This window comes from Pseudomonas sp. W2I6 (assembly GCF_030815935.1).
GTDB lineage: Bacteria > Pseudomonadota > Gammaproteobacteria > Pseudomonadales > Pseudomonadaceae > Aquipseudomonas.
Map to the genome: position 1 here is coordinate 6818360 of NZ_JAUSXJ010000001.1, position 21818 is coordinate 6840177.

Annotated in this window: 17 protein-coding genes and 1 pseudogene; 4 read left to right on the forward strand and 14 right to left on the reverse strand. The window is 63.3% G+C overall.

The window, feature by feature from the left end; genetic code table 11:
- Nucleotides 1-178 precede the first annotated feature (178 nt).
- From gltB to hemE, 3 genes are all read left to right on the forward strand, one after another.
- Nucleotides 179-4624, forward strand: coding sequence for a glutamate synthase large subunit (gene gltB / locus QF039_RS31500; protein ID WP_307522429.1), 4446 nt, complete (start codon nucleotides 179-181; stop codon nucleotides 4622-4624).
- 32 nt (nucleotides 4625-4656) lie between these two features.
- The gene (locus QF039_RS31505; RefSeq protein ID WP_003209353.1) at nucleotides 4657-6075 is read left to right on the forward strand and encodes an FAD-dependent oxidoreductase; all 1419 of its coding nucleotides are present in this window, start codon (nucleotides 4657-4659) and stop codon (nucleotides 6073-6075) included.
- 242 nt (nucleotides 6076-6317) lie between these two features.
- On the forward strand, nucleotides 6318-7385 hold the full coding sequence (hemE, locus tag QF039_RS31510) for a uroporphyrinogen decarboxylase (RefSeq protein ID WP_003209355.1): 1068 nt from the start codon (nucleotides 6318-6320) through the stop codon (nucleotides 7383-7385).
- A 53-nt stretch (nucleotides 7386-7438) separates the two neighbouring features.
- On the opposite strand, the gene QF039_RS31515 is transcribed toward hemE, so the two are convergent.
- Nucleotides 7439-8656, reverse strand: coding sequence for an MFS transporter (locus tag QF039_RS31515; RefSeq protein ID WP_371132458.1), 1218 nt, complete (start codon nucleotides 8654-8656; stop codon nucleotides 7439-7441).
- A 181-nt stretch (nucleotides 8657-8837) separates the two neighbouring features.
- Between QF039_RS31515 and QF039_RS31520 the strand changes: the two genes are divergently transcribed.
- Nucleotides 8838-9731, forward strand: a complete 894-nt coding sequence (locus QF039_RS31520) for a LysR family transcriptional regulator (RefSeq protein ID WP_003209358.1) — start codon at nucleotides 8838-8840, stop codon at nucleotides 9729-9731.
- 161 nt (nucleotides 9732-9892) lie between these two features.
- Here the strand turns inward: QF039_RS31520 and QF039_RS31525 are convergent, their stop codons facing one another.
- The 13 genes and pseudogenes from QF039_RS31525 to QF039_RS31585 form a co-directional block, all read right to left on the reverse strand.
- On the reverse strand, nucleotides 9893-10333 hold the full coding sequence (locus tag QF039_RS31525) for a hypothetical protein (RefSeq protein ID WP_003209360.1): 441 nt from the start codon (nucleotides 10331-10333) through the stop codon (nucleotides 9893-9895).
- Nucleotides 10334-10358: 25 nt separating this feature from the next.
- Nucleotides 10359-11585 carry a beta-ketoacyl-ACP synthase gene (locus QF039_RS31530; RefSeq protein ID WP_307522433.1) on the reverse strand — a complete coding sequence of 409 codons (1227 nt, stop codon included), beginning with the start codon at nucleotides 11583-11585 and terminating at the stop codon, nucleotides 10359-10361.
- A complete protein-coding gene (fabG, locus tag QF039_RS31535) occupies nucleotides 11585-12313 on the reverse strand; it encodes a 3-oxoacyl-ACP reductase FabG (protein ID WP_087692521.1) in 729 nt (242 codons plus the stop codon). The genes QF039_RS31530 and fabG overlap by 1 nt, the downstream gene beginning before the upstream one ends.
- Nucleotides 12310-12771: a hotdog family protein gene (locus tag QF039_RS31540; protein WP_307522436.1), complete on the reverse strand. Its 462-nt coding sequence runs from the start codon at nucleotides 12769-12771 to the stop codon at nucleotides 12310-12312. The genes fabG and QF039_RS31540 overlap by 4 nt, the downstream gene beginning before the upstream one ends.
- Nucleotides 12768-13934, reverse strand: coding sequence for a beta-ketoacyl-[acyl-carrier-protein] synthase family protein (locus QF039_RS31545; protein ID WP_307522438.1), 1167 nt, complete (start codon nucleotides 13932-13934; stop codon nucleotides 12768-12770). Before QF039_RS31545 ends, QF039_RS31540 begins: the two co-directional genes overlap by 4 nt.
- Nucleotides 13931-14413 carry a hypothetical protein gene (locus tag QF039_RS31550; protein ID WP_032899865.1) on the reverse strand — a complete coding sequence of 161 codons (483 nt, stop codon included), beginning with the start codon at nucleotides 14411-14413 and terminating at the stop codon, nucleotides 13931-13933. The genes QF039_RS31545 and QF039_RS31550 overlap by 4 nt, the downstream gene beginning before the upstream one ends.
- On the reverse strand, nucleotides 14410-15144 hold the full coding sequence (locus QF039_RS31555) for a class I SAM-dependent methyltransferase (protein ID WP_008439235.1): 735 nt from the start codon (nucleotides 15142-15144) through the stop codon (nucleotides 14410-14412). The genes QF039_RS31550 and QF039_RS31555 overlap by 4 nt, the downstream gene beginning before the upstream one ends.
- Nucleotides 15141-17459: an MMPL family transporter gene (locus tag QF039_RS31560; protein ID WP_307522441.1), complete on the reverse strand. Its 2319-nt coding sequence runs from the start codon at nucleotides 17457-17459 to the stop codon at nucleotides 15141-15143. Before QF039_RS31560 ends, QF039_RS31555 begins: the two co-directional genes overlap by 4 nt.
- Nucleotides 17449-18147, reverse strand: coding sequence for an outer membrane lipoprotein carrier protein LolA (locus tag QF039_RS31565; protein ID WP_307522443.1), 699 nt, complete (start codon nucleotides 18145-18147; stop codon nucleotides 17449-17451). Before QF039_RS31565 ends, QF039_RS31560 begins: the two co-directional genes overlap by 11 nt.
- Nucleotides 18144-18569 (reverse strand): thioesterase family protein, encoded by a 426-nt coding sequence (locus tag QF039_RS31570; protein ID WP_178902871.1) that lies wholly within the window; start codon nucleotides 18567-18569, stop codon nucleotides 18144-18146. Before QF039_RS31570 ends, QF039_RS31565 begins: the two co-directional genes overlap by 4 nt.
- On the reverse strand, nucleotides 18562-20103 hold the full coding sequence (hutH, locus tag QF039_RS31575) for a histidine ammonia-lyase (protein WP_003209379.1): 1542 nt from the start codon (nucleotides 20101-20103) through the stop codon (nucleotides 18562-18564). Before hutH ends, QF039_RS31570 begins: the two co-directional genes overlap by 8 nt.
- Nucleotides 20087-21023 (reverse strand): annotated as a pseudogene (locus tag QF039_RS31580) (glycosyl transferase). The gene hutH and the pseudogene QF039_RS31580 overlap by 17 nt, the downstream one beginning before the upstream one ends.
- Nucleotides 21020-21754, reverse strand: a complete 735-nt coding sequence (locus QF039_RS31585) for a glycosyltransferase family 2 protein (RefSeq protein WP_307522446.1) — start codon at nucleotides 21752-21754, stop codon at nucleotides 21020-21022. Before QF039_RS31585 ends, QF039_RS31580 begins: the two are co-directional and overlap by 4 nt.
- Nucleotides 21755-21818 lie beyond the last annotated feature (64 nt).

The following is a 21818-nucleotide window of genomic DNA, read 5'->3' on the forward strand; positions in this document are numbered from 1 at the left end:
TAAATGCGACATAGATTTGCGACATTTCGTCGCTAAATTTGTGAGCGTCTGTGTCGGTGTGTACAATGACCTCCCTTTTGCCCCCGCTAAGCCGGCGTACGTTCGGCGTGGAAGGTAACCGGTTGAATTGAAAAGAAATTTGCCTCGGAATAAGAGGCAGCCTGGTGAGAAAGTGTCTATGAAAGCAGGTCTGTACCAACCCGATGAATTCAAGGATAACTGCGGTTTCGGCCTGATAGCCCACATGCAGGGCGAGCCCAGTCATACCCTTTTGCAAACGGCCATCGAGGCCCTGACCTGCATGACCCACCGCGGTGGGATCAACGCCGACGGCAAGACCGGTGACGGTTGCGGCTTGCTGATTCAAAAGCCCGACCAGTTCCTGCGCGCAGTCGCCAAGGAACATTTCGGCGCCGATTTGCCCAAGCAGTACGCTGTGGGCATGGTGTTCTTCAACCAGGACTCGGTAAAAGCCGAAGCTGCTCGCGAGAACATGAACCGCGAGATCCTGGCCGCTGGCCTGCAGCTCGTCGGCTGGCGCAAAGTGCCGATCGACACCAGCGTACTGGGCCGCCTGGCCCTGGAGCGCCTGCCGCAGATCGAACAAGTGTTCATCGCAGGCGACGGCCTGAGCGACCAGGACATGGCGATCAAGCTGTTCACCTCTCGTCGTCGCTCGTCCGTGGCCAATGCCGCCGACACCGACCACTACATCTGCAGCTTTTCCCACAAGACCATCATTTATAAAGGCCTGATGATGCCGGCGGACTTGACCGCCTTCTATCCAGACCTGAGCGATGAGCGCCTGCAAACCGCAATCTGCGTGTTCCACCAGCGCTTCTCCACCAATACCCTGCCGAAATGGCCGCTGGCCCAGCCATTCCGCTTCCTCGCCCACAACGGCGAGATCAACACCATCACCGGCAACCGCAACTGGGCCGTGGCCCGTCGCACCAAGTTCGCCAACGACCTGATGGACCTGGAAGAGCTCGGCCCGCTGGTCAACCGCGTGGGTTCCGACTCCTCCAGCATGGACAACATGCTCGAACTGATGGTCACTGGCGGCATCGACCTGTTCCGTGGCGTGCGCATGATCATTCCGCCAGCGTGGCAGAACGTCGAGACCATGGACCCCGACCTGCGGGCGTTCTATGAGTACAACTCGATGCACATGGAACCGTGGGACGGCCCGGCCGGCGTGGTAATGACCGACGGTCGCTACGCCGTGTGCCTGCTCGACCGTAACGGACTGCGCCCGGCGCGTTGGGTGACCACCACCAACGGCTTCATCACCCTGGCGTCGGAAATCGGCGTGTGGAACTACAAGCCGGAAGACGTGATCGCCAAGGGCCGTGTCGGCCCGGGCCAGATCCTCGCCGTGGACACCGAGACCGGTCAGATTCTCGACACCGATGCCATCGACAACCGCTTGAAGTCCCGTCATCCGTACAAGCAATGGCTGCGCAAGAATGCCCTGCGCATCCAGGCAACCATGGAAGACAACGACCACGGTTCTGCCTTCTACGACGTCGACCAGCTCAAGCAGTACATGAAGATGTACCAGGTCACCTTCGAAGAACGTGACCAGGTGCTGCGCCCACTGGGCGAGCAGGGCTACGAAGCCGTCGGCTCCATGGGCGATGACACGCCAATGGCCGTGCTGTCCCAGCGCGTGCGCACGCCGTACGACTATTTCCGCCAGCAGTTCGCCCAGGTGACCAACCCGCCGATCGACCCGCTGCGCGAAGCCATCGTGATGTCCCTGGAAGTGTGCCTCGGTGCCGAGCGCAACATTTTCCAGGAATCGCCTGAGCACGCTTCCCGCGTGATCCTCAGCTCGCCGGTGATTTCCCCGGCCAAATGGCGTTCGTTGATGACCCTGGACCGCCCGGGCTTCGACCGGCAGATCATCGACCTGAACTACGACGAGAGCCTCGGCCTTGAAGCCGCGGTGCGCAATGTCGCCGATCAGGCGGAAGAAGCCGTGCGTGCCGGCCGTACCCAGATCGTGCTGACCGACCGCCATATCGCCCCGGGCAAGCTGCCGATCCACGCTTCCCTGGCCACCGGCGCGGTACACCACCGCCTGACCGAAAAGGGCCTGCGTTGCGATTCCAACATCCTGGTTGAAACCGCCACCGCCCGCGACCCGCATCACTTTGCGGTGTTGATCGGCTTCGGCGCCTCGGCGGTGTATCCGTTCCTGGCTTACGAAGTACTCGGCGACCTGATCCGTACCGGCGAAGTGCTGGGCGACCTCTACGAGGTGTTCAAGAACTACCGGAAAGGCATCACGAAGGGCCTGCTGAAGATCCTGTCGAAGATGGGCATCTCCACCGTCACGTCCTACCGCGGCGCGCAATTGTTCGAAGCCATCGGCCTGTCGGAAGAAGTTTGCGAGATGAGCTTCCGTGGTGTGCCGAGCCGCATCAAGGGTGCGCGTTTCGTCGACATCGAAGCCGAGCAGAAAGCCCTGGCCGCCGAAGCCTGGAGCGCGCGCAAGCCGATCCAGCAAGGCGGCCTGCTGAAGTTCGTGCACGGTGGCGAATACCACGCCTACAACCCGGACGTGGTCAACACCCTGCAAGCCGCCGTGCAGCAAGGCGACTACGCCAAGTTCAAGGAATACACCGCGCTGGTGGATAACCGCCCGGTGTCGATGATCCGCGACCTGTTCAAGGTGAAAACCCTGGACACGCCGCTGGCCATCAGCGAGATCGAGCCACTGGAATCGATCCTCAAGCGTTTCGACTCCGCCGGTATTTCCCTGGGCGCCTTGTCGCCTGAGGCTCACGAAGCCCTGGCCGAAGCCATGAACCGCCTGGGTGCGCGTTCAAACTCCGGCGAAGGCGGTGAAGACCCGGCGCGCTACGGCACCATCAAGAGCTCGAAAATCAAGCAGGTCGCCACTGGCCGCTTTGGTGTGACCCCGGAATACCTGGTCAACGCCGAAGTGCTGCAGATCAAGGTTGCCCAGGGCGCCAAGCCGGGCGAAGGCGGGCAACTGCCAGGCGGCAAGGTCAACGGCCTGATCGCCAAGCTGCGTTATGCAGTGCCGGGCGTGACGTTGATTTCACCGCCGCCGCACCACGACATCTACTCGATCGAGGATTTGTCGCAGCTGATTTTCGACCTGAAACAAGTCAACCCGCAGGCCCTGGTCTCGGTGAAACTGGTCGCAGAAGCCGGCGTGGGCACCATCGCCGCCGGTGTGGCCAAGGCCTATGCCGACCTGATCACTATCTCCGGCTACGACGGCGGCACCGGCGCTTCGCCGCTGACCTCCATCAAGTACGCCGGCGCACCGTGGGAACTGGGCCTGGCTGAAACCCACCAGACCCTGCGCGGCAACGACCTGCGCGGCAAAGTCCGGGTGCAGACCGACGGTGGCCTGAAAACCGGCCTCGACGTGATCAAGGCTGCAATCCTCGGCGCCGAAAGCTTCGGCTTCGGCACCGCGCCAATGATCGCCCTGGGCTGCAAATACCTGCGCATCTGCCACCTGAACAACTGCGCCACCGGCGTGGCCACTCAGAACGAGAAGCTGCGCAAGGATCACTACATCGGTACCGTCGACATGGTGGTGAATTTCTTCACCTACGTCGCCGAGGAAACCCGTGAGTGGCTGGCCAAGCTGGGCGTGCGTTCCCTGGAAGAGCTGATCGGCCGTACCGACCTGCTGGACATCCTCGAAGGCCAGACCGCCAAGCAACAGCACCTGGACCTGACGCCGTTGTTGGGCAGCGATCACATCCCGGCCGACAAGCCACAGTTCTGCCAGGTTGACCGCAACCCGCCGTTCGACAAGGGCCTGCTGGCCGAGAAGATGGTCGAGATGGCCACTTCGTCGATCAACGACGCAAGCGGCGGCGAATTCGCCCTGGATATCTGCAACTGCGACCGTTCCATCGGCGCACGCATCTCCGGCGAAATCGCGCGCAAGCACGGCAACCAGGGCATGGCCAAGGCGCCGATCACCTTCCGCTTCAAGGGCACCGCTGGCCAGAGCTTCGGCGTATGGAACGCCGGTGGCTTGAACATGTACCTCGAAGGCGACGCCAACGACTACGTGGGCAAGGGCATGACCGGCGGCAAGCTGGTGATCGTCCCGCCAGTGGGCAGCGTCTACAAGACTCAAGACAGTGCCATCATCGGCAACACCTGCCTGTACGGCGCAACCGGCGGCAAGCTGTTTGCTGCGGGCACGGCCGGTGAGCGTTTCGCAGTGCGTAACTCCGGTGCCCACACCGTGGTTGAAGGCACGGGCGATCACTGCTGCGAGTACATGACCGGGGGTTTTGTCGCGGTGCTGGGCAAGACCGGCTACAACTTCGGTTCGGGCATGACCGGCGGTTTCGCCTACGTGCTCGACCAGGACAACACCTTCGTCGACAAGGTGAACCACGAGTTGGTGGAGATCCAGCGGATCAGCGGCGAAGCGATGGAATCCTATCGCAACCACTTGCAGCATGTGCTGGACGAATATGTCGAGGAAACCAACAGCGAATGGGGTCGCAACCTCGCTGAAAACCTCGATGACTACCTGCGCCGTTTCTGGCTGGTCAAGCCCAAGGCTGCCAACCTGAAATCGTTGCTTTCCAGCATCCGTGCCAACCCGCAGTGATATGCGCCTGAAGAGTTTGATGAGGTTTTAACATGGCTGAACGTCTGAATAACGACTTCCAGTTCATCGATGTCGGGCGCAAAGATCCGAAGAAGAAACTGTTGCGTCAACGCAAGAAAGAGTTCGTGGAAATCTACGAGCCCTTCAAACCCCAGCACTCGGCCGACCAGGCCCACCGCTGCCTGGGTTGCGGTAACCCGTATTGCGAATGGAAGTGCCCGGTGCACAACTTCATTCCGAACTGGCTGAAGCTGGTGGCCGAGGGCAACATCCTCGCCGCCGCCGAGTTGTCGCACCAGACCAACACCCTGCCGGAAGTGTGCGGCCGGGTGTGCCCGCAGGACCGTCTGTGCGAGGGTGCGTGCACCCTCAACGACGGCTTCGGCGCGGTGACCATCGGTTCGGTGGAGAAGTACATCACCGACACCGCGTTCGCCATGGGCTGGCGCCCGGACATGTCCAAGGTCAAGCCGACCGGCAAGCGCGTCGCGATCATCGGCGCGGGCCCGGCGGGCCTGGGCTGTGCCGACGTGCTGGTGCGTGGCGGCGTGACCCCGGTGGTGTTCGACAAGAACCCGGAAATCGGTGGCCTGCTGACCTTCGGCATCCCCGAGTTCAAGCTGGAAAAAACCGTACTGAGCCATCGTCGCGAAGTCTTCACCGGCATGGGTATCGAGTTCCGCCTCAATACCGAAATCGGCAAGGACGTGACCATGGAGCAACTGCTCGAAGAATACGATGCCGTGTTCATGGGCATGGGCACCTACACCTACATGAAGGGTGGCTTCGCCGGTGAAGACCTGCCGGGCGTGTACGACGCTCTGGACTTCCTGATCGCCAACGTCAACCGCAACCTGGGCTTTGAAAAGTCGCCGGAAGATTTCGTCGACATGAAAGGCAAGAAGGTCGTGGTGCTGGGCGGTGGTGATACCGCGATGGACTGCAACCGCACTTCGATTCGCCAGGGCGCCAAGTCGGTGACCTGTGCCTACCGTCGTGACGAAGCCAACATGCCGGGTTCGCGCAAAGAGGTGAAGAACGCCAAGGAAGAAGGCGTGAAATTCCTCTACAACCGCCAGCCGATCGCTATCGTCGGTGAAGACCGTGTCGAAGGCGTGAAAGTGGTCGAGACCCGTCTCGGCGAACCGGATGCCCGTGGCCGTCGCAGCCCTGAGCCGATCCCGGGTTCCGAAGAGATCATCCCGGCAGACGCCGTGGTCATCGCCTTCGGTTTCCGCCCAAGCCCGGCGCCGTGGTTCGAGCAGTTCGAAATCCAGACCGACAGCCAGGGCCGCGTTGTAGCCCCGGAACAAGGCCAGTACAAACACCAGACCAGCAACCCGAAAATCTTCGCCGGTGGCGACATGGTGCGCGGGTCTGACCTGGTAGTGACGGCCATCTTCGAAGGCCGCAACGCCGCCGAAGGGATCCTGGATTACCTGCAGGTCTGACCCCGATCCCGGATTGAAATGGGATCAAAATGTGGGAGCGGGCTTGCTCGCGAATGCGGTATATCAGTCACCAGATGTGTTGGCTGACCCACCGCTTTCGCGAGCAAGCCCGCTCCCACATTTGTTTTGTGGCGCTTTCATATCCGCGACAAATTGACCCGATAGACAAAAGGCACGGCTCTTGCCGTGCCTTTTGCGTCGCGCTCTGAGAAAATGCCCGCACTTTTTTTGCGGATGCCGACATGACTGCCCTCAAGAACGACCGTTTCCTTCGTGCCCTGCTCAAGCAACCCGTGGACGTCACCCCTGTGTGGATGATGCGCCAGGCCGGTCGCTACCTGCCGGAATACCGCGCCAGTCGCGCCCACGCCGGCGACTTCATGAGCCTGTGCATGAACCCGGAGTTCGCCTGCGAAGTCACCATGCAACCGCTGGACCGCTATCCACAGCTGGATGCGGCCATCCTGTTCTCCGATATCCTGACCATCCCTGACGCCATGGGCCAGGGCCTGTACTTCGAAACCGGCGAAGGCCCGCGTTTCAAGAAAGTCGTCAGCACCCTGGCCGACATCGAAGCCCTGCCGATCCCCGACCCCCACAAGGACCTGGGCTACGTCATGGATGCGGTCAGCACCATCCGCCGCGAGCTGAACGGCCGCGTGCCGCTGATCGGCTTCTCCGGCAGCCCGTGGACCCTGGCCACCTACATGGTCGAAGGCGGCTCGTCGAAAGACTTCCGCAAGACCAAGGCCATGCTCTACGACAACCCGCAAGCCATGCACCTGCTGCTGGACAAGCTGGCGCAGTCGGTCACCTCCTACCTCAACGGCCAGATCATGGCCGGCGCCCAGGCGGTGCAGATTTTCGACACCTGGGGTGGCAACCTGTCGGCGGCGGCGTACCAGGAGTTCTCCCTGGCCTACATGCGCAAGATCGTCAGCGGCCTGATCCGCGAACACGAAGGCCGCAAGGTGCCGGTGATCATGTTCACCAAGGGCGGCGGCCTGTGGCTGGAAAGCATCGCCGACGCCGGCGCCGACGCGCTGGGCCTGGACTGGACCTGCGACCTCGGCGAAGCCCGTCGCCGCGTGGGCAACAAGGTTGCGCTGCAAGGCAACATGGACCCGACCGTGCTGTACGCCAAGCCGGAAGCGATCCGCGCTGAAGTCGGCCGCATCCTCGCCAGCTACGGAAAAGGCAGTGGTCACGTGTTCAACCTTGGCCACGGCATTACTCCGGAAGTTGATCCGGAGCACGCAGGCGCGTTCCTGCGGGCGGTGCACGAGTTATCGGCGCAGTATCACGAGTGATCGCGCGGCAATGAAAAAGCCCGGCAGATGCCGGGCTTTTTTGTAAGCGCTGGTTAAGCCTTGGCTTCCTGCAACGGTGGCAACTTCGCCAGCTTCAACGCCACCAGCAACGCGACGATCAACAGCGCGACGATAAACCCGCCAATCCCGTTCCACCCGGCGTAGTGCCAGAAAAAACCGCCCGCCGTCCCCGCAATACTCGACCCCACGTAGTAACTGAACAGGTACAGCGACGACGCCTGGCCCTTGGCTTTCAGTGCGCGGCGGCCGATCCAGCTGCTGGCCACCGAGTGGGCGCCGAAGAAGCCGAAGGTGAAGATCAGCATGCCGGGCACTACCAGCCACAGCGGGGTAAACAGCGTCAGGGCGATGCCGCCGAGCATCAGCACGATGGTGCCCCAGAGCACGCGACGACGGCCCAGGCGGTCGGCCAGGGAGCCGATTTTCGCCGAGCTGTAGATACCCGAGAGGTAGACCAGCGACAGCAGGCCTACCACGGCCTGGCTCAAATCGTACGGGTCCGCCAGCAAGCGGTAGCCGATGTAGTTGAACATCGTCACAAAGGCGCCCATCAGCACGAAGGCTTCGAGGAACAGCCACGGCAGGCCGGCGTCCTTGAAGTGCATGGTGAAGCCGTCCACCAGGCTGCGCGGGTGCAGGGTGCTGGCGCGGAAGTTGCGCGATTCGGGGAGGATCTTCCAGAACACCGTGGCCGCGATCAGCGCCAGGGCGCCGATGATCAGCATCGCGGTGTGCCAGCTGACGAAGTCGATCAGCACACCGATGATCAAGCGCCCGCTCATCCCGCCAATGGCGTTACCGCCGATATACAGGCCCATGGCCAAGCCGATGTGTTGCGGGTGGATCTCTTCACTCAGGTAGGTCATGGCCACCGCTGCCAGGCCGCTGAGGGACAGGCCCACCAGTGCACGCATCAGCAGGATGCCTTCCCAGCTTGGCATCAGGCCGCTGGCGATGGTGCACAGCGCGGCGCAGAACAGTGCGGCAACCATCACCGGCTTGCGCCCCAGGGTGTCGGAAATCGGCCCGGTGATCAGCAGGCCAATGGCAAGCATGCCGGTGGCCACCGAGAGAATCAGGCTGCTTTGCGCGGCATTGATGGAAAACTCGTGGGACAGCGCCGGCATCATCGGCTGTACGCAGTAGAGCAGGGCGAAAGTGGCGAAACCGCCGGAGAACAGCGCCAGCACCGTGCGCATGAACATCGGGGTGCCTTTTTCGATGTACTGCTCGTTGAGCTGTGCCACCACTTCATCGAGGGCGGTGGGCGGTACTTCTTGAGCAAGCGGAGCGACAGCAGATTTCACGCGGGACCTCGGGGAGGAAAGGCTGCCAGGGCTGGCAATGCAAAAAAGAATATAGCTCCCTATTGATTCTTTCCAATATATTGTTCGACCTGTTTAAGAGCTTTTACGACCTAATGAGGTTTTCATGGAGCTGCGCCACCTGCGTTACTTCATCGCCGTGGCTGAAGAGCTGCATTTTGGCCGCGCCGCGCAGGTGCTGGGGATCTCCCAGCCGCCCCTGAGCCAGCAGATCCAGGCGCTGGAGCAGGAGATAGGTGCGCGGTTGTTTGAGCGTACCAATCGTCGGGTCGAGCTGAGCGAGGCCGGCAGGTTGTTCCTGCAAGAGGCGCGGTTGGTGCTGGCGCAGGTGGATAAAGCGGCGGACGTGGCGCGTCGGGCGCAGTTGGGGGAACTGGGGGAGTTGAAGATTGGCTTCACCTCTTCTGCGCCGTTCAACTCCAGCATCCCACAGGCGATCTTCGCGTTTCGCCAGGCATTCCCGGCGGTGCATTTGAATCTGCAGGAGATGAGCAGCACGGAGGTGGCCGAGTCGCTGGTGGATGAGTCGATTCAGGTGGGGTTGATGCGACCGTTGCCGTTGCCCGATTCCTTGAGCGTCGTGGAACTGATGCGCGAGCCCTTGGTGGCCGTGCTGAACGCCGGGCATCCGCTGGTGGAGGGCAGTGAGCGTGGTTTGCACCTGGCGCAATTGGCCGAAGAGCCGTTTGTGTTTTTCCCGCGGACTTACGGCAGCGGGTTGTATGCCCAATTGATGAGCCTGGCGCGTGATGCCGGCTTCAGCCCGCATTTCGCCCAGGAGGCCGGGGAGGCAATGACCATCATTGGCCTGGTGGCGGCGGGGTTGGGTGTCTCGGTGTTACCGGCGTCGTATCAGCGGATCCGCATTGATGGCGTGGTGTATCGCACGTTGCTGGATCAGGAGGCGGTGACGGCGGTGTGGCTGGTGCAGCGCAAGGGCCAGCAGACGCCGATGGCCAAGGCGTTTGTCGAGCTGCTGACCCGCAAGGCATTGGTATGACCGACGCATAACCTGTGGCGAGGGAGCTTGCTCCCGCTGGGCTGCGCAGCAGCCCCGAAACCCGACGACTGAGTTTTACCAGACAACCTTCAATCGCAGGTTTCAGGGGCGCTTCGCGCCCCAACGGGAGCAAGCTCCCTCGCCACAGGGAAGCGGGTGTTTCAGTTCTGCTTCGACGTCCCGGTCTGCTGGAGCAACTGTGCCGTGTCACTCACACCATTGGTGCGCAACGCCGCCAGGATGTCACGGTCCAGCATGCTCACCCAGCGGTTGTAGTTGCGGTGAATCTTGCCGTCCTTGTAGCCCAGGTCGCGGCTGTCGCGGTAGGTGATGGCGTAGCTGGTGGCGGTGTAGCGAATGTCGATTTCAGCGTGGAACTGGTTGCGCACGTTGATCTCGGCCTGCACCAGTTGCGGGCTCAGGCGCTGCACCACCCATTGGCGTTTGTTCAAGGCCGCGATAATGGTCTGCTTCATTTTTTCTTCGTTGACCTGCGGGTTCGCCGGCAAGTCATGCTGGGTGTTGAGCACCGGTTTGTTGGTGCAGCCAGCGGTGGTGAGCAGGGCCAAAGCGACCAGTGTTGCGCGTAGCAGGGAAGACATTCCATTTCTCCAGTCAGTAAAAAACTTAGACCCAGCGGCGGAAGATCAGCGAAGTGTTGACGCCGCCAAAGGCAAAATTGTTGTTCATCACATAGTCGCTGTGCAGCTCGCGGAACTCACCTTGCAGGTAGTCCAGCTCGCCGCAGCGCGGGTCGACTTCGTCGAGGTTGAAGGTGTGCACGTATTGGTTGCGGTTCATCATCTCGATGCTGAACCACGACTCCAGCGCGCCGCATGCGCCCAGGGTGTGGCCGAGGAAACTCTTCTGCGAGCTGATGGGCATGCGGCTGCCGAACAGGCTGCTGGTGGCCAGGGTTTCGGCGATGTCGCCCTGGTCGGTGGCGGTGCCATGGCCGTTCACATAGCCGATCGCGTCGGGCGCAAGCCCCGCATCTTCCAATGCCAGTTCCATGGCGCGGCGCATGGTGGCCTGTTCCGGGCGGGTGGTGTGCTGGCCGTCGGCGTTGCTGCCGAAGCCGACGATTTCGGCGTGGATATGCGCGCCACGGGCCAGTGCATGTTCCAGTTCTTCGAGTACCAGGATGCCGCCGCCTTCGCCGATCACCAGGCCGTCGCGCCCACTGTCGTAGGGACGCGGGCTGGTTTGTGGTGCATCATTTTTCAGGCTGGTGGCGTACAGCGCATCGAACACCATGGCTTCGGTAGGGCACAGCTCTTCGGCGCCACCTGCCAACATCAGCGGCAGGCGGCCGAACTTGATGGCCTCATAGGCGTAGCCGATGCCCTGGCTGCCGCTGGTGCACGCGCTGGAGGTGGGTATCAGCCGGCCGGTGAGGCCGAAGAAAATGCTGATATTCGCTGCCGTGGTGTGGGGCATCATCCGCACGTAGGAGTTGGCGTTCAGCCCCTCGGCCACCGAGTTCAGCAGCATATTGCCGAAGGCCTTGATCTCGTCGGTGCTGCCGGTGGACGAGCCACAGGCCACGCCCATGCGCCCGTCCTTGATCGACTCGTCGCCCAGCAAGCCGGCATCTTTCAGCGCCTGCTCCGCTGCCCATACCGCCAGCCGGGAAACCCGGCCCATGCTGCGCAGTTGCTTGCGGGTCCAGTGGGCGGGTACCACGAAATCATCGATCGGCCCGGCCAGCCGTGTGTTCAGTTCGGTGAAACGGTCCCACTCATCCATGCGCCGGATGCCGCTGCGGTTGGCGCCGAAGTTGGCGGCGATGGTTGCCCAATCGCTGCCCAGGGACGTAACGCCGGCCATGCCGGTGACCACCACGCGTTTCATCAGCACAGGCCTCCATTCACGGCCAGCACTTGGCGGGTGATGTAGCCGGCCTCTGCCGACATCAGGAAATTTACCGCCCCGGCGACTTCTTCCGGGGTGCCCATGCGCTGGGCCGGGATCATTTTCATCAGCTCTTCCACCGGTACGTTTTCATCGAGCATCGCGGTGTCGATCAGCCCGGGGGCCACGCAGTTGACGGTGATCTTGCGCTTGCCCAGCTCGATGGCCAGGGCCTTGGCGGCGCCGATCAGGCCGGCCTTGGACGCGCTGTAGTTGACCTGGCCGCGGTTGCCGATCAGCCCGGATACCGAGGTGATGCACACGATCCGCCCGGCGGCGCGACGACGAATCATCGGCATCATCACCGGGTGCAGCACGTTGTAGAAACCGTCGAGGTTGGTGCGCATCACCACGTCCCAATCGTCTTCCGACAGCGCTGGAAACGCGCCGTCGCGCGTCAGGCCCGCATTGAGCACCACGCCGTAATACGCGCCATGGGCTTCCACGTCGGCTTCAAGGATCTCCTTGCAGCTGGCGCGGTCCGCCACATCGAATTGCAACACCCGGGCCTTGCGCCCCAGCGCTTCGATTTCGACCTGCACCGCATCCGCCTCGGCACGCCCGCTGCGGCAATGCAGCACGATGTCGTGCCCGGCCTGGGCCAGGCGCACAGCGATAGCGCGGCCGATGCCACGGCTGGAGCCGGTCACCAATACGGATTCAGTCATGGCGTGGTGTCCTTCGATTCATCTAAATAGTTGGCCGCCTGGGGCGGTCGAAATACGTTCAAGCGCGCGCTGGCCTGGATGCCGTGACCGGTGAGGTGGCATTCGAACACACCCATGCCGTTGTCGTCTTCCAGGGAGCGCAGGCCGTGGATGGTCAGCTCGGTGCCTGCGGGAAAGTGCTCGACGTTGCACTCGAACTTGCGCGTGCCCAGCAGGAAGCCCAACTCCACGGTTTCACCTTTCTGGCGCGCACGGCAACCGGCGTAGGCGGCGACGCTTTGCGCCATCAACTCAATGCCGACCCACGCAGGCAGGCTGCCGTCGGCGCGGTTGAAAAGACCGCCGGGCTTGACCGTCAGGCGGGTCTGGATCTGTTCTTCATCAAAGCTCAGGACCTGATCGATCAGGATCATGTCACCGGCGTGGGGCAGCAGTTCGGCGAGCGGCCAATCAGTCATGGGGCGTCTCCGATAATCAGGCTGACGTTGTTGCCGCCGAAGGCAAACGAGTTGCTCATCAGGCAGCGTTTTTCCAGGGCGTCGCCGGGCGACGCCCACTTCAGTACGGGCAGGTCGGGGTCCGCCTGGCCATCCCAGACATGCGGCGGCACTACGCCTTCTGCCAGGCTCAGCCAGCAGAACGCCGCTTCCAGCGCGCCTGCGGCGCCCAGGGTGTGGCCGGTCATGGGTTTGGTCGAGGAGCAGGCTACGCCGTCCGGGAACAGGGCCGCGACCGCCAGGCTTTCCATGGCATCGTTATGTTGGGTAGCGGTGCCGTGCAGGTTCAGGTAACCGATTTGTCCGGGCGCCAGTTGTGCGCTGGCCAGGGCCTTGCGCATCGCTTGCAACGCACCCTTGCCGGTAGGCTCGGGGGCGGAAATATGGTGGGCGTCGCAACTGGCGCCACTGCCCAGCAGTGCGACCGGCGCCGGGGTTTTGCTCATCAGGAACAGCACGGCGGCTTCGCCGATATTGATGCCGTTGCGGTTCAGCGAAAACGGATTGCAGCGCTCTGCCGAAACCGCTTCCAGCGACGAAAAACCATTGAGGGTCAGCTTGCACAGCGTGTCGACGCCACCGCAGATCACCGCATCGCACACGCCCAGGTCCAACAGGCGTTGGGCACTCATCAGCGCTCGTGCGCTGGAGGTGCAGGCGGTGGAAATCACGTAGGCCGGGCCGCTCAGTTGCAGCCAGTCGGCGAGGAAATCGGCCGGGGCGCCAAGCGCCTGTTGCTGATAGTCGTAGTCGGCGGGGAACTGGTTTTCCCGCAGATAGTGGGCGATGCCACGGCTGGCTTCATCGATGCCCGAGGTGCTGGTGCCGAGCACGATGCCAATGCGCGACGCGCCGAACGTCTGGATCGCTTGCCGGATCTCGTCGTCAATCTGCAACGCGGCTTCCAGCAGCAACTGGTTATTGCGGCTGCGATGGGATTCCAGCCCGGGCGGTATCGCCGCCAGTTCACCGTGCACAGAGGCCACCGGCAACACACGCTCCGGCACCCAGCCGCTTTCGGCGCGCATGCCGGAGCAGTCGCCGGCAAACAGGCTGCGGCTGACTTCGCGCTTGTCGCGGCCCAGGGCGCAGATCACGCCGAGGGCATTGAGGTAGGCGCTCATCGGGCAGCCCCTAGCGGCGAGATGTGGTAGGTCAGGTGTTGCCCGATCACGTCCACGCGAAACACCAGGGAGGAGTGATAGGTGATCTTCCAGTGGGACGGCAGGGTGCGGATCAGGTCCATTTCCTGGGTGCCGGGGTACAGCCTGGAAACTTCATCCGCCGAGGTCAGGGCGAACAACAGCGCGGCAAACAATTCACGCGCCTGGGGATTGGGCGGCAGCAGACCGTCGGCCTGCCAGGCGCCATTGATCAGCATCTGCCGAGCCTGGGGAATGCCCAGCGGGTCCATCATCGACCAGCGGATCCCGCCGCCTTCGCGCTGCATCACCAGCAACCAGTCCTGGCGTTGGCCATCCTGTTCGCGCTGCACATGCAGTTGCAACGGCAGGCTCAGCACCGGGGTTTTCGACGGCAACGGCGGCTGGCTGGCGCACGCGCCCAGCAGCAACAGGCAGCCGATCAACAGCATTCGGATCATGTTTCAGCGCTCGCCAGAGGTTTGCGGGCGACCACGTTGACCAGGGTTTCTTCGCGCTGGCCGGCCGGTTTTGGCTGGCGCAGGCCCCAGCGCTCAAGCAGGCCGAAGTCGGTGGCGCGGCTCCACCACAGGTACGGGTACGAGACGTTCTGCGGGCCGAACTCAAAGCCCTGCTCGCGAATCATCTCAAGGTACTCCTCGGCGCTTTTCTGCACATGCATCGGGTGACGAAACAGCCAGCGAATGACCCAGGTGTCGATATAGGCCTCGGTGGATTCGGCAAACAGCAGGTAGCCGCCCGGCTTGAGCACCCGATAGAACTCTTTCAGGGCGCGATGTTGTTCCACCAGATGATGGAAGGTCTGGTGACAGAACAGCACGTCGACACTGGCGTCGGCCACGTCGAGGGTCGCGCAGTCGCTGCCGATCAACTCGATGGCGATACCCTGGCGCGCGGCTTCGGCGCGGCTCAGGTCGAGGCTGTGGGGGTCGGCGTCGAGGCCGATCAGGCGGTCGGGGGCGAACACCTGCTGCAGGTACTGGAACGACTTGCCCTGGCCGCAGCCGGCGTCCAGCAGCACCGGAGCAACCGGCAGCGGGTCGCTGAACAAGCTGCGCAGGTCGTTGATGGCCACGCGCAGCACATGGTGCTGCCAGGTGTGGCTGCGCAGGAACCAGAAGCCGAATTTGGTTTCTTCGACGTAGTTTTTACTCAGGTATTGGCTGCTCATCTCATCTTCCTTGTCCCGGACGGGCTGGCCCACGGCGCCAGCATGAAGCTGAACGCCAGCCCCAGGCTCACCGACAGCCCAAAATTACTCACCGCCGGTGTGCTGGAAATAGCCAGCAGGCCGAACGATAGCCAAGTAGTCACGGCCGCCAACAGTGTGCCCAACAGGCTCACGGCGGCGCCGCCAATTTGTTCACGCATCAGGATCGCGTAGTCGACGCTGATGGCGGTCACCAGCAGCAGGCCGAACAGGCTGAACAACGTCAACGGCTGCCCCAGCCAACCCAGGCTGGCCAGGCTGCACAGCGCCGCCAGCAACGGCAGGGCGACGATGCGCAAGGCGCCGCCGAAGCCGAACGGCAGGATCAGCAGCAGTACGATCAACACGCAGGACATCAATTTCAATTCCGCCGCGCTGATCTGTGTGGCGGCGAACACCTGGTTCAAGTCGCCCAGGCGGTCCACCAACTGCACGCCGGGCAGATCCAGGGCCTGCACCCGCAGCAAGGCTGGGTTGTTCAACCCTTGCAGGCTCACCATCGCCGCCACGCCACCGTCGACATTCCCCAGCCACAGTGTGCGCCACGGCTCCGCCAGTGGGCCGATCAGCGCCGCGTCGATGTCTTCGGTGGGCAGTGACTGCAACTGGGCCAACTCGGCTTGCAGGGCGGCGGCCGGTACGCCGAGGTCCAGCAATGGCTGCCAGTACTGCGGCAGTTGGTTCAGGGCTTCACGCAGTTGCTGTTGCTCCGCCGGCGCGCTGACCAACTGATTGAGCGCCAGGTAACCCTGGAGCTTGTCCATGTTCACCAACTGATCCAGGCGCTGGCTCAGCGCGGCCTGGCGTTCCAGCAACTGCTGCTGGTTGTCCGCCCGTACGAGGAAGAACTGGCTGGTGGGCTGGAACCCGGTAATCCGCGCAACGGCCTGGGCTTCCTGCAGCAACTGCGGCGGCGCACCGATCCACTGGCGGATATCGTTTTTGCTGTTCAGGTGCCACAGCCCACCGGCGCAAAACACCAACACCAGTATCAACAACACCGGGCTTGGCAGGCGCTTGAGCAGCGACTCGCGCACGCTCAGCAGGAACTCGGCAATGCGCAGCGGCCACTGCGCCGGGCGCAGCTCGACGCCTTTGAGCAAGGCCGGCAACAGGCACACGGCCGACAGGTAAGCACCTACCAGACCGGCAGCGGAGAACACCGCGATTTGCGTCAGCGCCGGGAACGGCGTCCACGCCAGGGCCAGGTAACCGATGCAACTGGTGGCCAGGCTCAGGCTCAGGCCCGGCAAGGTCAGGCGCAAGGCCGGCCAACTGCGCCAAGGGCTCATGCTCCAGCTCTTGGACAGGTAATGCAGCGGGTAATCCACCGCCACGCCGATCAGGCTCGAGCCCAGCACCAGCGTGATCACATGCATATGCCCGAACAGCGCCACACAGGCCACCGCACCAAACAGCATGCCCACCAGCACCGGCACGAACGCCAGCAACACCCGCCAGCGGCGGAACGCAAGCAGCAGCAATAACAGGATGCCTACCGTCGCGCCGCCGCCGACCCAAGTGATTTCCCGGGTGGCCTGCTGCTGACCATTGGCTGCATACAGCAGGCCGCTGGCGGCGAGCAATTGCGCGCCTTGCTGGTCGGCCTGCTCGCGGCTGGCCTTGAGCAGGTCAGCCACTTGCAGCGGCAGTTTCATGTCGAAGGCATTGCCGGTGGTGCGGGCCCGCAGCAGTACCCAGCTTTTGCCGTCGGCATCGGCGATCAGCGCGCCGCTGCCGATATCCAGCTGCACCGAACCGTGTTGCGGCTGGCTGTTCTGGATGCGCCCGGTGAGGCCCAGCCAATCGTCCTGGCTGGGCACCAGGCTGAAGCCGGTGAACGGGTCGAACAGCGCCTGAACCCGCTGCTGAATAAACGCCTGGGGCTCGTCGATCAGTTGCTCGCGATCCTTGGCCGAGAGCATCGCCAGCCGGCCTTGCAGCAACTGCTGACGCAGGGCCGGCAGGTCGGCTTGGAGGTTCCACTGAACTTTCTCAAACAGGCCGCTGGCTTGCCAGGCTTCGCCCAATTGCGTCGCCATGGCCACGGCTTTTTGTCGATCGGCATGCCCCACCAGCACCAGCATTTCGCGGTTCAGCGGTTCCTGCATGCGCTGTTCGGCCCGCAGCTCCAGCGCATCCGGCGCGGTGCCGGGCACCAGTTCCATCAAATTCGCCGACAACGGCGCGCCATGGCGCCATTGCCAACCCGCCAGGGCCAACACGGCCACCAGCAGGATCAGGAACAGGCGCGGCAACCAGCGTTCACTCGGCAAAGTCGTGTTGCTCCGCGTCGCTCAAGGGCTGGCTGCTGGTGCTGTCCTGCATGCGCAGTACGGTGCTGTCGCCCTGGGTTTCCAGCAGCTCGATCTTCTGCACCAGTTCGCCGCCGTCGATATTGATTTGGGTGAACACCTGCTTGAGCAGCAGCGAGCGCGGGATCAACGTGAGTTTCCACTGCGTGGCTTCGCCTTGCAGCTGCAGTTCGAAGTCACGCTGCAAGCCGCTGCTGTCGCCCTGTAACACGGCGAGGAACAAACGGTTCTGCTCGGCGCCGGCGCTCTTGTTCGGCAGCAATTGCCAGCCGTTGGCGTCACGCCGGGCGATGCCGTTGGCGCTGATGCGGTAGTCCTGTTGCAGCGGGGTTTTCAGCAGCCACAGCAGGCCGTGGTCCTTGGCCAGGACGAAGGTGCCCTTGCTGGTCAGCGGCTGCGGCAGCGCGCGCAGGTGTTTTTCCTGGATGAAGTTTCCGTGGATCACCGACGGTTTTGCCAGCTGATCGCTGAGTTGCTGCAGGTCGAAAGCATGGGCCAGGCCTGGAATGCTTAACAACAGGATTAGCGCGGTCCTTGTGGGAGCGAGCTTGCTCGCGAAGAACCTGAGGGCGCCGAGAAGTGTCAGGCGTCTCGCGTTATCGTTGACGACCATCGCGGGCAAGCCCGCTCCCACAGGGTTGTGTGTCATGACAGCGCCCTCTCGACTGCGTCGACAAATACCTTCGGCGATGCCAACTGCATTTCGCGGCTGGCAATTTCCACCGCCACTTGCACGGTGCTGGCGCGGGTCAGACGCTCACCGGTGGCCTTGTCGCTGATCAGGTAATTGACCTTCAAGCGGTTCTCCCACTCCACCAGGCTGGCGCGCACGTTGATGGTCTGGCCGAAGGTTGCACCGCGCACATAGCGCAGTTGCATGTCGATCACCGGCCAGGCGTAACCCGCTTGCAGCATCGCTGTGTAGTTGTGGCCGAGCTTGTCCAGCAAGGCGCAGCGGGCGACTTCCAGGTACTTTACGTAGTGCCCGTGCCACACCACGTTCATGGTGTCGATGTCGAAAAACGGCACGAGGATTTCAGTGTCGCAGTGCAACACGCCGGGGCTACGCATGCAGCCTCCAGTGTTGCTCGGCGATGCGTTTCAGGCACAGGCGCAATTCGCCTTCCAGGGCGCGGTCTTCGATGACCGGCGGGAAGTCTTTGGCCAGCTCGTCGTGCATGGCGGCCAGCGCCGGCGGCAGCGGGCGCGCATCTTCAGCCTGGGCCCGCAGCCATACGCCCTGGTTGGCGGCGAGCAAGGTGGCGGCGGCGACTTGTTCGGTCAGTTCCAGCACACGAATCGCATCGCGGGCGGCGATGGTGCCCATGCTCACCTTGTCCTGGTTGTGGCACTCGGTGGAGCGCGAGAACACGCTGGCCGGCATGGTGTTTTTCAGCGCTTCGGCGGTCCAGGCGCTGGTGCCGATCTGCACAGCCTTGAAGCCGTGGTTGATCATCGCCCGCTCGGCTGGCGCACCCGACAAATTGCTCGGCAAGCCGTGGTTGTAACGCACGTCCACCAGCAGCGCGAGCTGGCGGTCCAGCAGGTCGGCGACGTTGGCCACCAGGGTCTTGAGGCTGTCCATGGCGAACGCGATGTGGCCGCCGTAGAAGTGGCCGCCGTGAAGCACGCGTTCTTCTTCGGCGTCGATGATCGGGTTGTCGTTGGCGCTGTTGAGTTCGATCTCGATGAACGAGCGCAACCAGTTCAGGCTGTCGGCCAGCACGCCCAGGACGTGGGGCGCGCAGCGCAGGGAGTAACGGTCTTGCAGGCGATGCAGCGGCGCGGTCGGCGCGTCAATGGCCAGATCCTTGCGCAGCCAGGCGGCGACTTGCATCTGCCCCGGGTGCGGCTTGGCGGCGAACAGGCGCTCGTCGAAATGCTCCGGGTTGCCTTGCAGCGCCACCACGTTCAGCGCGGTGATGCGCGTGGCCAGTTGCAGCAGGTAGTCGGCGCGGGCGAAGGCCAGGCAGGCGAGGCCGGTCATCACGGCGGTGCCGTTCATCAGTGCCAGGGCCTCTTTCGGGCGCAGTACCAGCGGGTCCCAGCCCAGCTCGCGGTGCACCTCCGACGCCTGGCGGCGTTCGCCACGGAACATCACTTCGCGCTCACCAGACAAGGTTGCGGCCACGTAGGACAGCGGCGTCAAGTCACCGCTGGCGCCCACCGAGCCTTCTTCCGGAATCAGCGGCAGCACGTCGAATTCCAGGAACGCGTGCAGGCGCTCCAGCAACTCCACGCGCACGCCCGACACGCCATGGCACAGCGACTGCAACCGCGCCGCCAGCACCGCGCGGGTGGCTTGCGCATCCAGCAACTTGCCCAGGCCGCAGCCGTGGAACGTGTAGAGGTGGCGGGGCAGCGCTTCGACGTGCTCCAGCGGCACCGCCACCACGCACGAGTCGCCGTAGCCGGTGGTCACGCCGTAGATCACGCCTTCCTTGTCCAGCAACGAATCCAGGAACTGCGCGCCCTTGGCGATGCGCTGGCGGTACTTGGCATCGGCTTGCAGTTGAGTCGGCGCCTGACGGTTGGCCAGGGCCAGCACGTCTTCGATGCGCAGGGGAATTTCGCCGAAGGTTACCGGCTCAAGATGCGTCGTCATCGGTCTTCCAGAAAGGGTAAAAGTTGAACCATTGTTGGGGCGCTTCCAGGCAGAACTGGCCCAGGCGCTCGGCGTAGCGGGCGGTCCATTGTGCGATCACCTGCTGGCGGTCGCTGCGTTTCCATTCGATCAACCGGGCAAACGGCTCGATGATCAGGCGATAACGGCCTTGATGCTTCAAGCACATCAGCAGGTTGACCGGGCATTTCAGCAAACCGGCCAACAGCCACGGGCCTTGGGGGAAGGCGGCGTCATGGCCGAGGAAATCCACGCGCACCGTACGCCCGCCATGCAGCGGTACGCGGTCGCCGGCAATCGCCAGCCACTCGCCGTCGTCGAGGCGCTGGCTGAGCAGCATCATCACCGCCGGGTCAAGTTCGCTGACCTGGATCAGGTGCAGATTGGTCGCCCCGGCTTCGCCCAGAATCCGGTTGAAACGTTCAGCGTGCTTGGTGTGCACCAGCACGTTCATGGTGACCTTTTCGCCAAGCTCGGCGAGGGCGCGGCACACCTCAAGATTGCCCAGGTGCGCGCCCACCAGCATCTGCCCGCGTTCGCTGCGCAGCTGGCCGCGCAGTTGGGCCCGGGTCGATGATTTCGATCTGCTCCAGGCGCAGCTTGCCGTTCCATACGTCGAGCTTGTCCAGCAGGGCGTCGGCGAACGCCATGAACTGGCCGAAGACGCTTCTGTGGGTAGGGCGCAGGTCGTCGCGCCGGCTCCAGTCGGCCAGGCGCTGCTGGTATTGCCAGGCGCTTTGGCGGGCCGTGCGGCCGAACAGAAAGAAGTAGAAAACGATGCCGTAGAGCAGCGGGCTCAGCAGCCGGCGCCCGAGGACCTTGGCGGCGAAGGCGGTGAATTTCATCAGCCAGAAGCTGCCGCGCTCCTCGCGGTCGGCCCAGTGCTTGGTGTCCTGGCTCATGCCTGCCACCGGCGCCAGAGGATCATCGGCGCGCGCACCAACATGCCGAAGAACAGCCGGGTGTGCATCGAGGAAATCAGCGCGTTGTCGTGGAACAGGCGAAAGTGCGACAGGCCGTCGGCGGGGTAGTGCACCTTGGTCGGCAGCCAGCGCATCGGCTGGTTGCGCCAGGCCAGGCGCACCAGGATGTCGGAGTCGAAATCCATGCGTTTGCCGATGTTGGCCGAGTCCATCAAGGCCAGGGTCGGTGGCAGTGGGTACACGCGAAAGCCGCACATGGAATCGCGGATCTGCAGCGACAAGGTATTGATCCACACCCAAACGTGGGTCAGGTAGCGCGCGTAAAGGCGGCCCTTGGGCACGCTTTCGTCGTATTCCGGGTAGCCGCAGATCACCGCATTCGGGTGGGCGCGGGAGGCGTCGAGGAAGGTACCGACTTCCCGCAGGTCGTGCTGGCCGTCGGCGTCCACTTGCAGGGCGTGGGTGAAACCCAGGCGTGCGGCTTCGCGAAAGCCGGCCATGACGGCGGCGCCTTTGCCCTGGTTGGCGGGCAGGGTCAGCAGGGACACGTTGTCGAGGGTTGCCAGTTGCGCCAGCACGGCGGCGCAGGCGGCGCTGCTGCCATCGTCTACCAGCAGGCATGGCAGGCCGCTGGACAGCACGCTATGAACCACGGCGGGCACGGCGGCTTCGTGGTTATAGACCGGGATCAAGGCGCAGGGCTTATGCATAACAGGTACCCCATTGGCACAAGCACTTCGTGTGGCGAGGGAGCTTGCTCCCGCTGGGCTGCGA

Bases quoted from the DNA above. Each gene is read 5' to 3' on its own strand.
- QF039_RS31530 (WP_307522433.1), bottom strand. From the start codon at position 11,585: ATGAAACGCGTGGTGGTCACCGGCATGGCCGGCGTTACGTCCCTGGGC.
- QF039_RS31520 (WP_003209358.1), top strand. From the start codon at position 8,838: ATGGAGCTGCGCCACCTGCGTTACTTCATCGCCGTGGCTGAAGAGCTG.
- QF039_RS31555 (WP_008439235.1), bottom strand. From the start codon at position 15,144: ATGAGCAGCCAATACCTGAGTAAAAACTACGTCGAAGAAACCAAATTC.
- hemE (WP_003209355.1), top strand. From the start codon at position 6,318: ATGACTGCCCTCAAGAACGACCGTTTCCTTCGTGCCCTGCTCAAGCAA.
- QF039_RS31565 (WP_307522443.1), bottom strand. From the start codon at position 18,147: ATGACACACAACCCTGTGGGAGCGGGCTTGCCCGCGATGGTCGTCAAC.
- QF039_RS31525 (WP_003209360.1), bottom strand. From the start codon at position 10,333: ATGTCTTCCCTGCTACGCGCAACACTGGTCGCTTTGGCCCTGCTCACC.
- QF039_RS31540 (WP_307522436.1), bottom strand. From the start codon at position 12,771: ATGACTGATTGGCCGCTCGCCGAACTGCTGCCCCACGCCGGTGACATG.
- QF039_RS31585 (WP_307522446.1), bottom strand. From the start codon at position 21,754: ATGCATAAGCCCTGCGCCTTGATCCCGGTCTATAACCACGAAGCCGCC.
- QF039_RS31505 (WP_003209353.1), top strand. From the start codon at position 4,657: ATGGCTGAACGTCTGAATAACGACTTCCAGTTCATCGATGTCGGGCGC.
- gltB (WP_307522429.1), top strand. From the start codon at position 179: ATGAAAGCAGGTCTGTACCAACCCGATGAATTCAAGGATAACTGCGGT.
- QF039_RS31570 (WP_178902871.1), bottom strand. From the start codon at position 18,569: ATGCGTAGCCCCGGCGTGTTGCACTGCGACACTGAAATCCTCGTGCCG.
- hutH (WP_003209379.1), bottom strand. From the start codon at position 20,103: ATGACGACGCATCTTGAGCCGGTAACCTTCGGCGAAATTCCCCTGCGC.
- QF039_RS31545 (WP_307522438.1), bottom strand. From the start codon at position 13,934: ATGAGCGCCTACCTCAATGCCCTCGGCGTGATCTGCGCCCTGGGCCGC.
- fabG (WP_087692521.1), bottom strand. From the start codon at position 12,313: ATGACTGAATCCGTATTGGTGACCGGCTCCAGCCGTGGCATCGGCCGC.
- QF039_RS31550 (WP_032899865.1), bottom strand. From the start codon at position 14,413: ATGATCCGAATGCTGTTGATCGGCTGCCTGTTGCTGCTGGGCGCGTGC.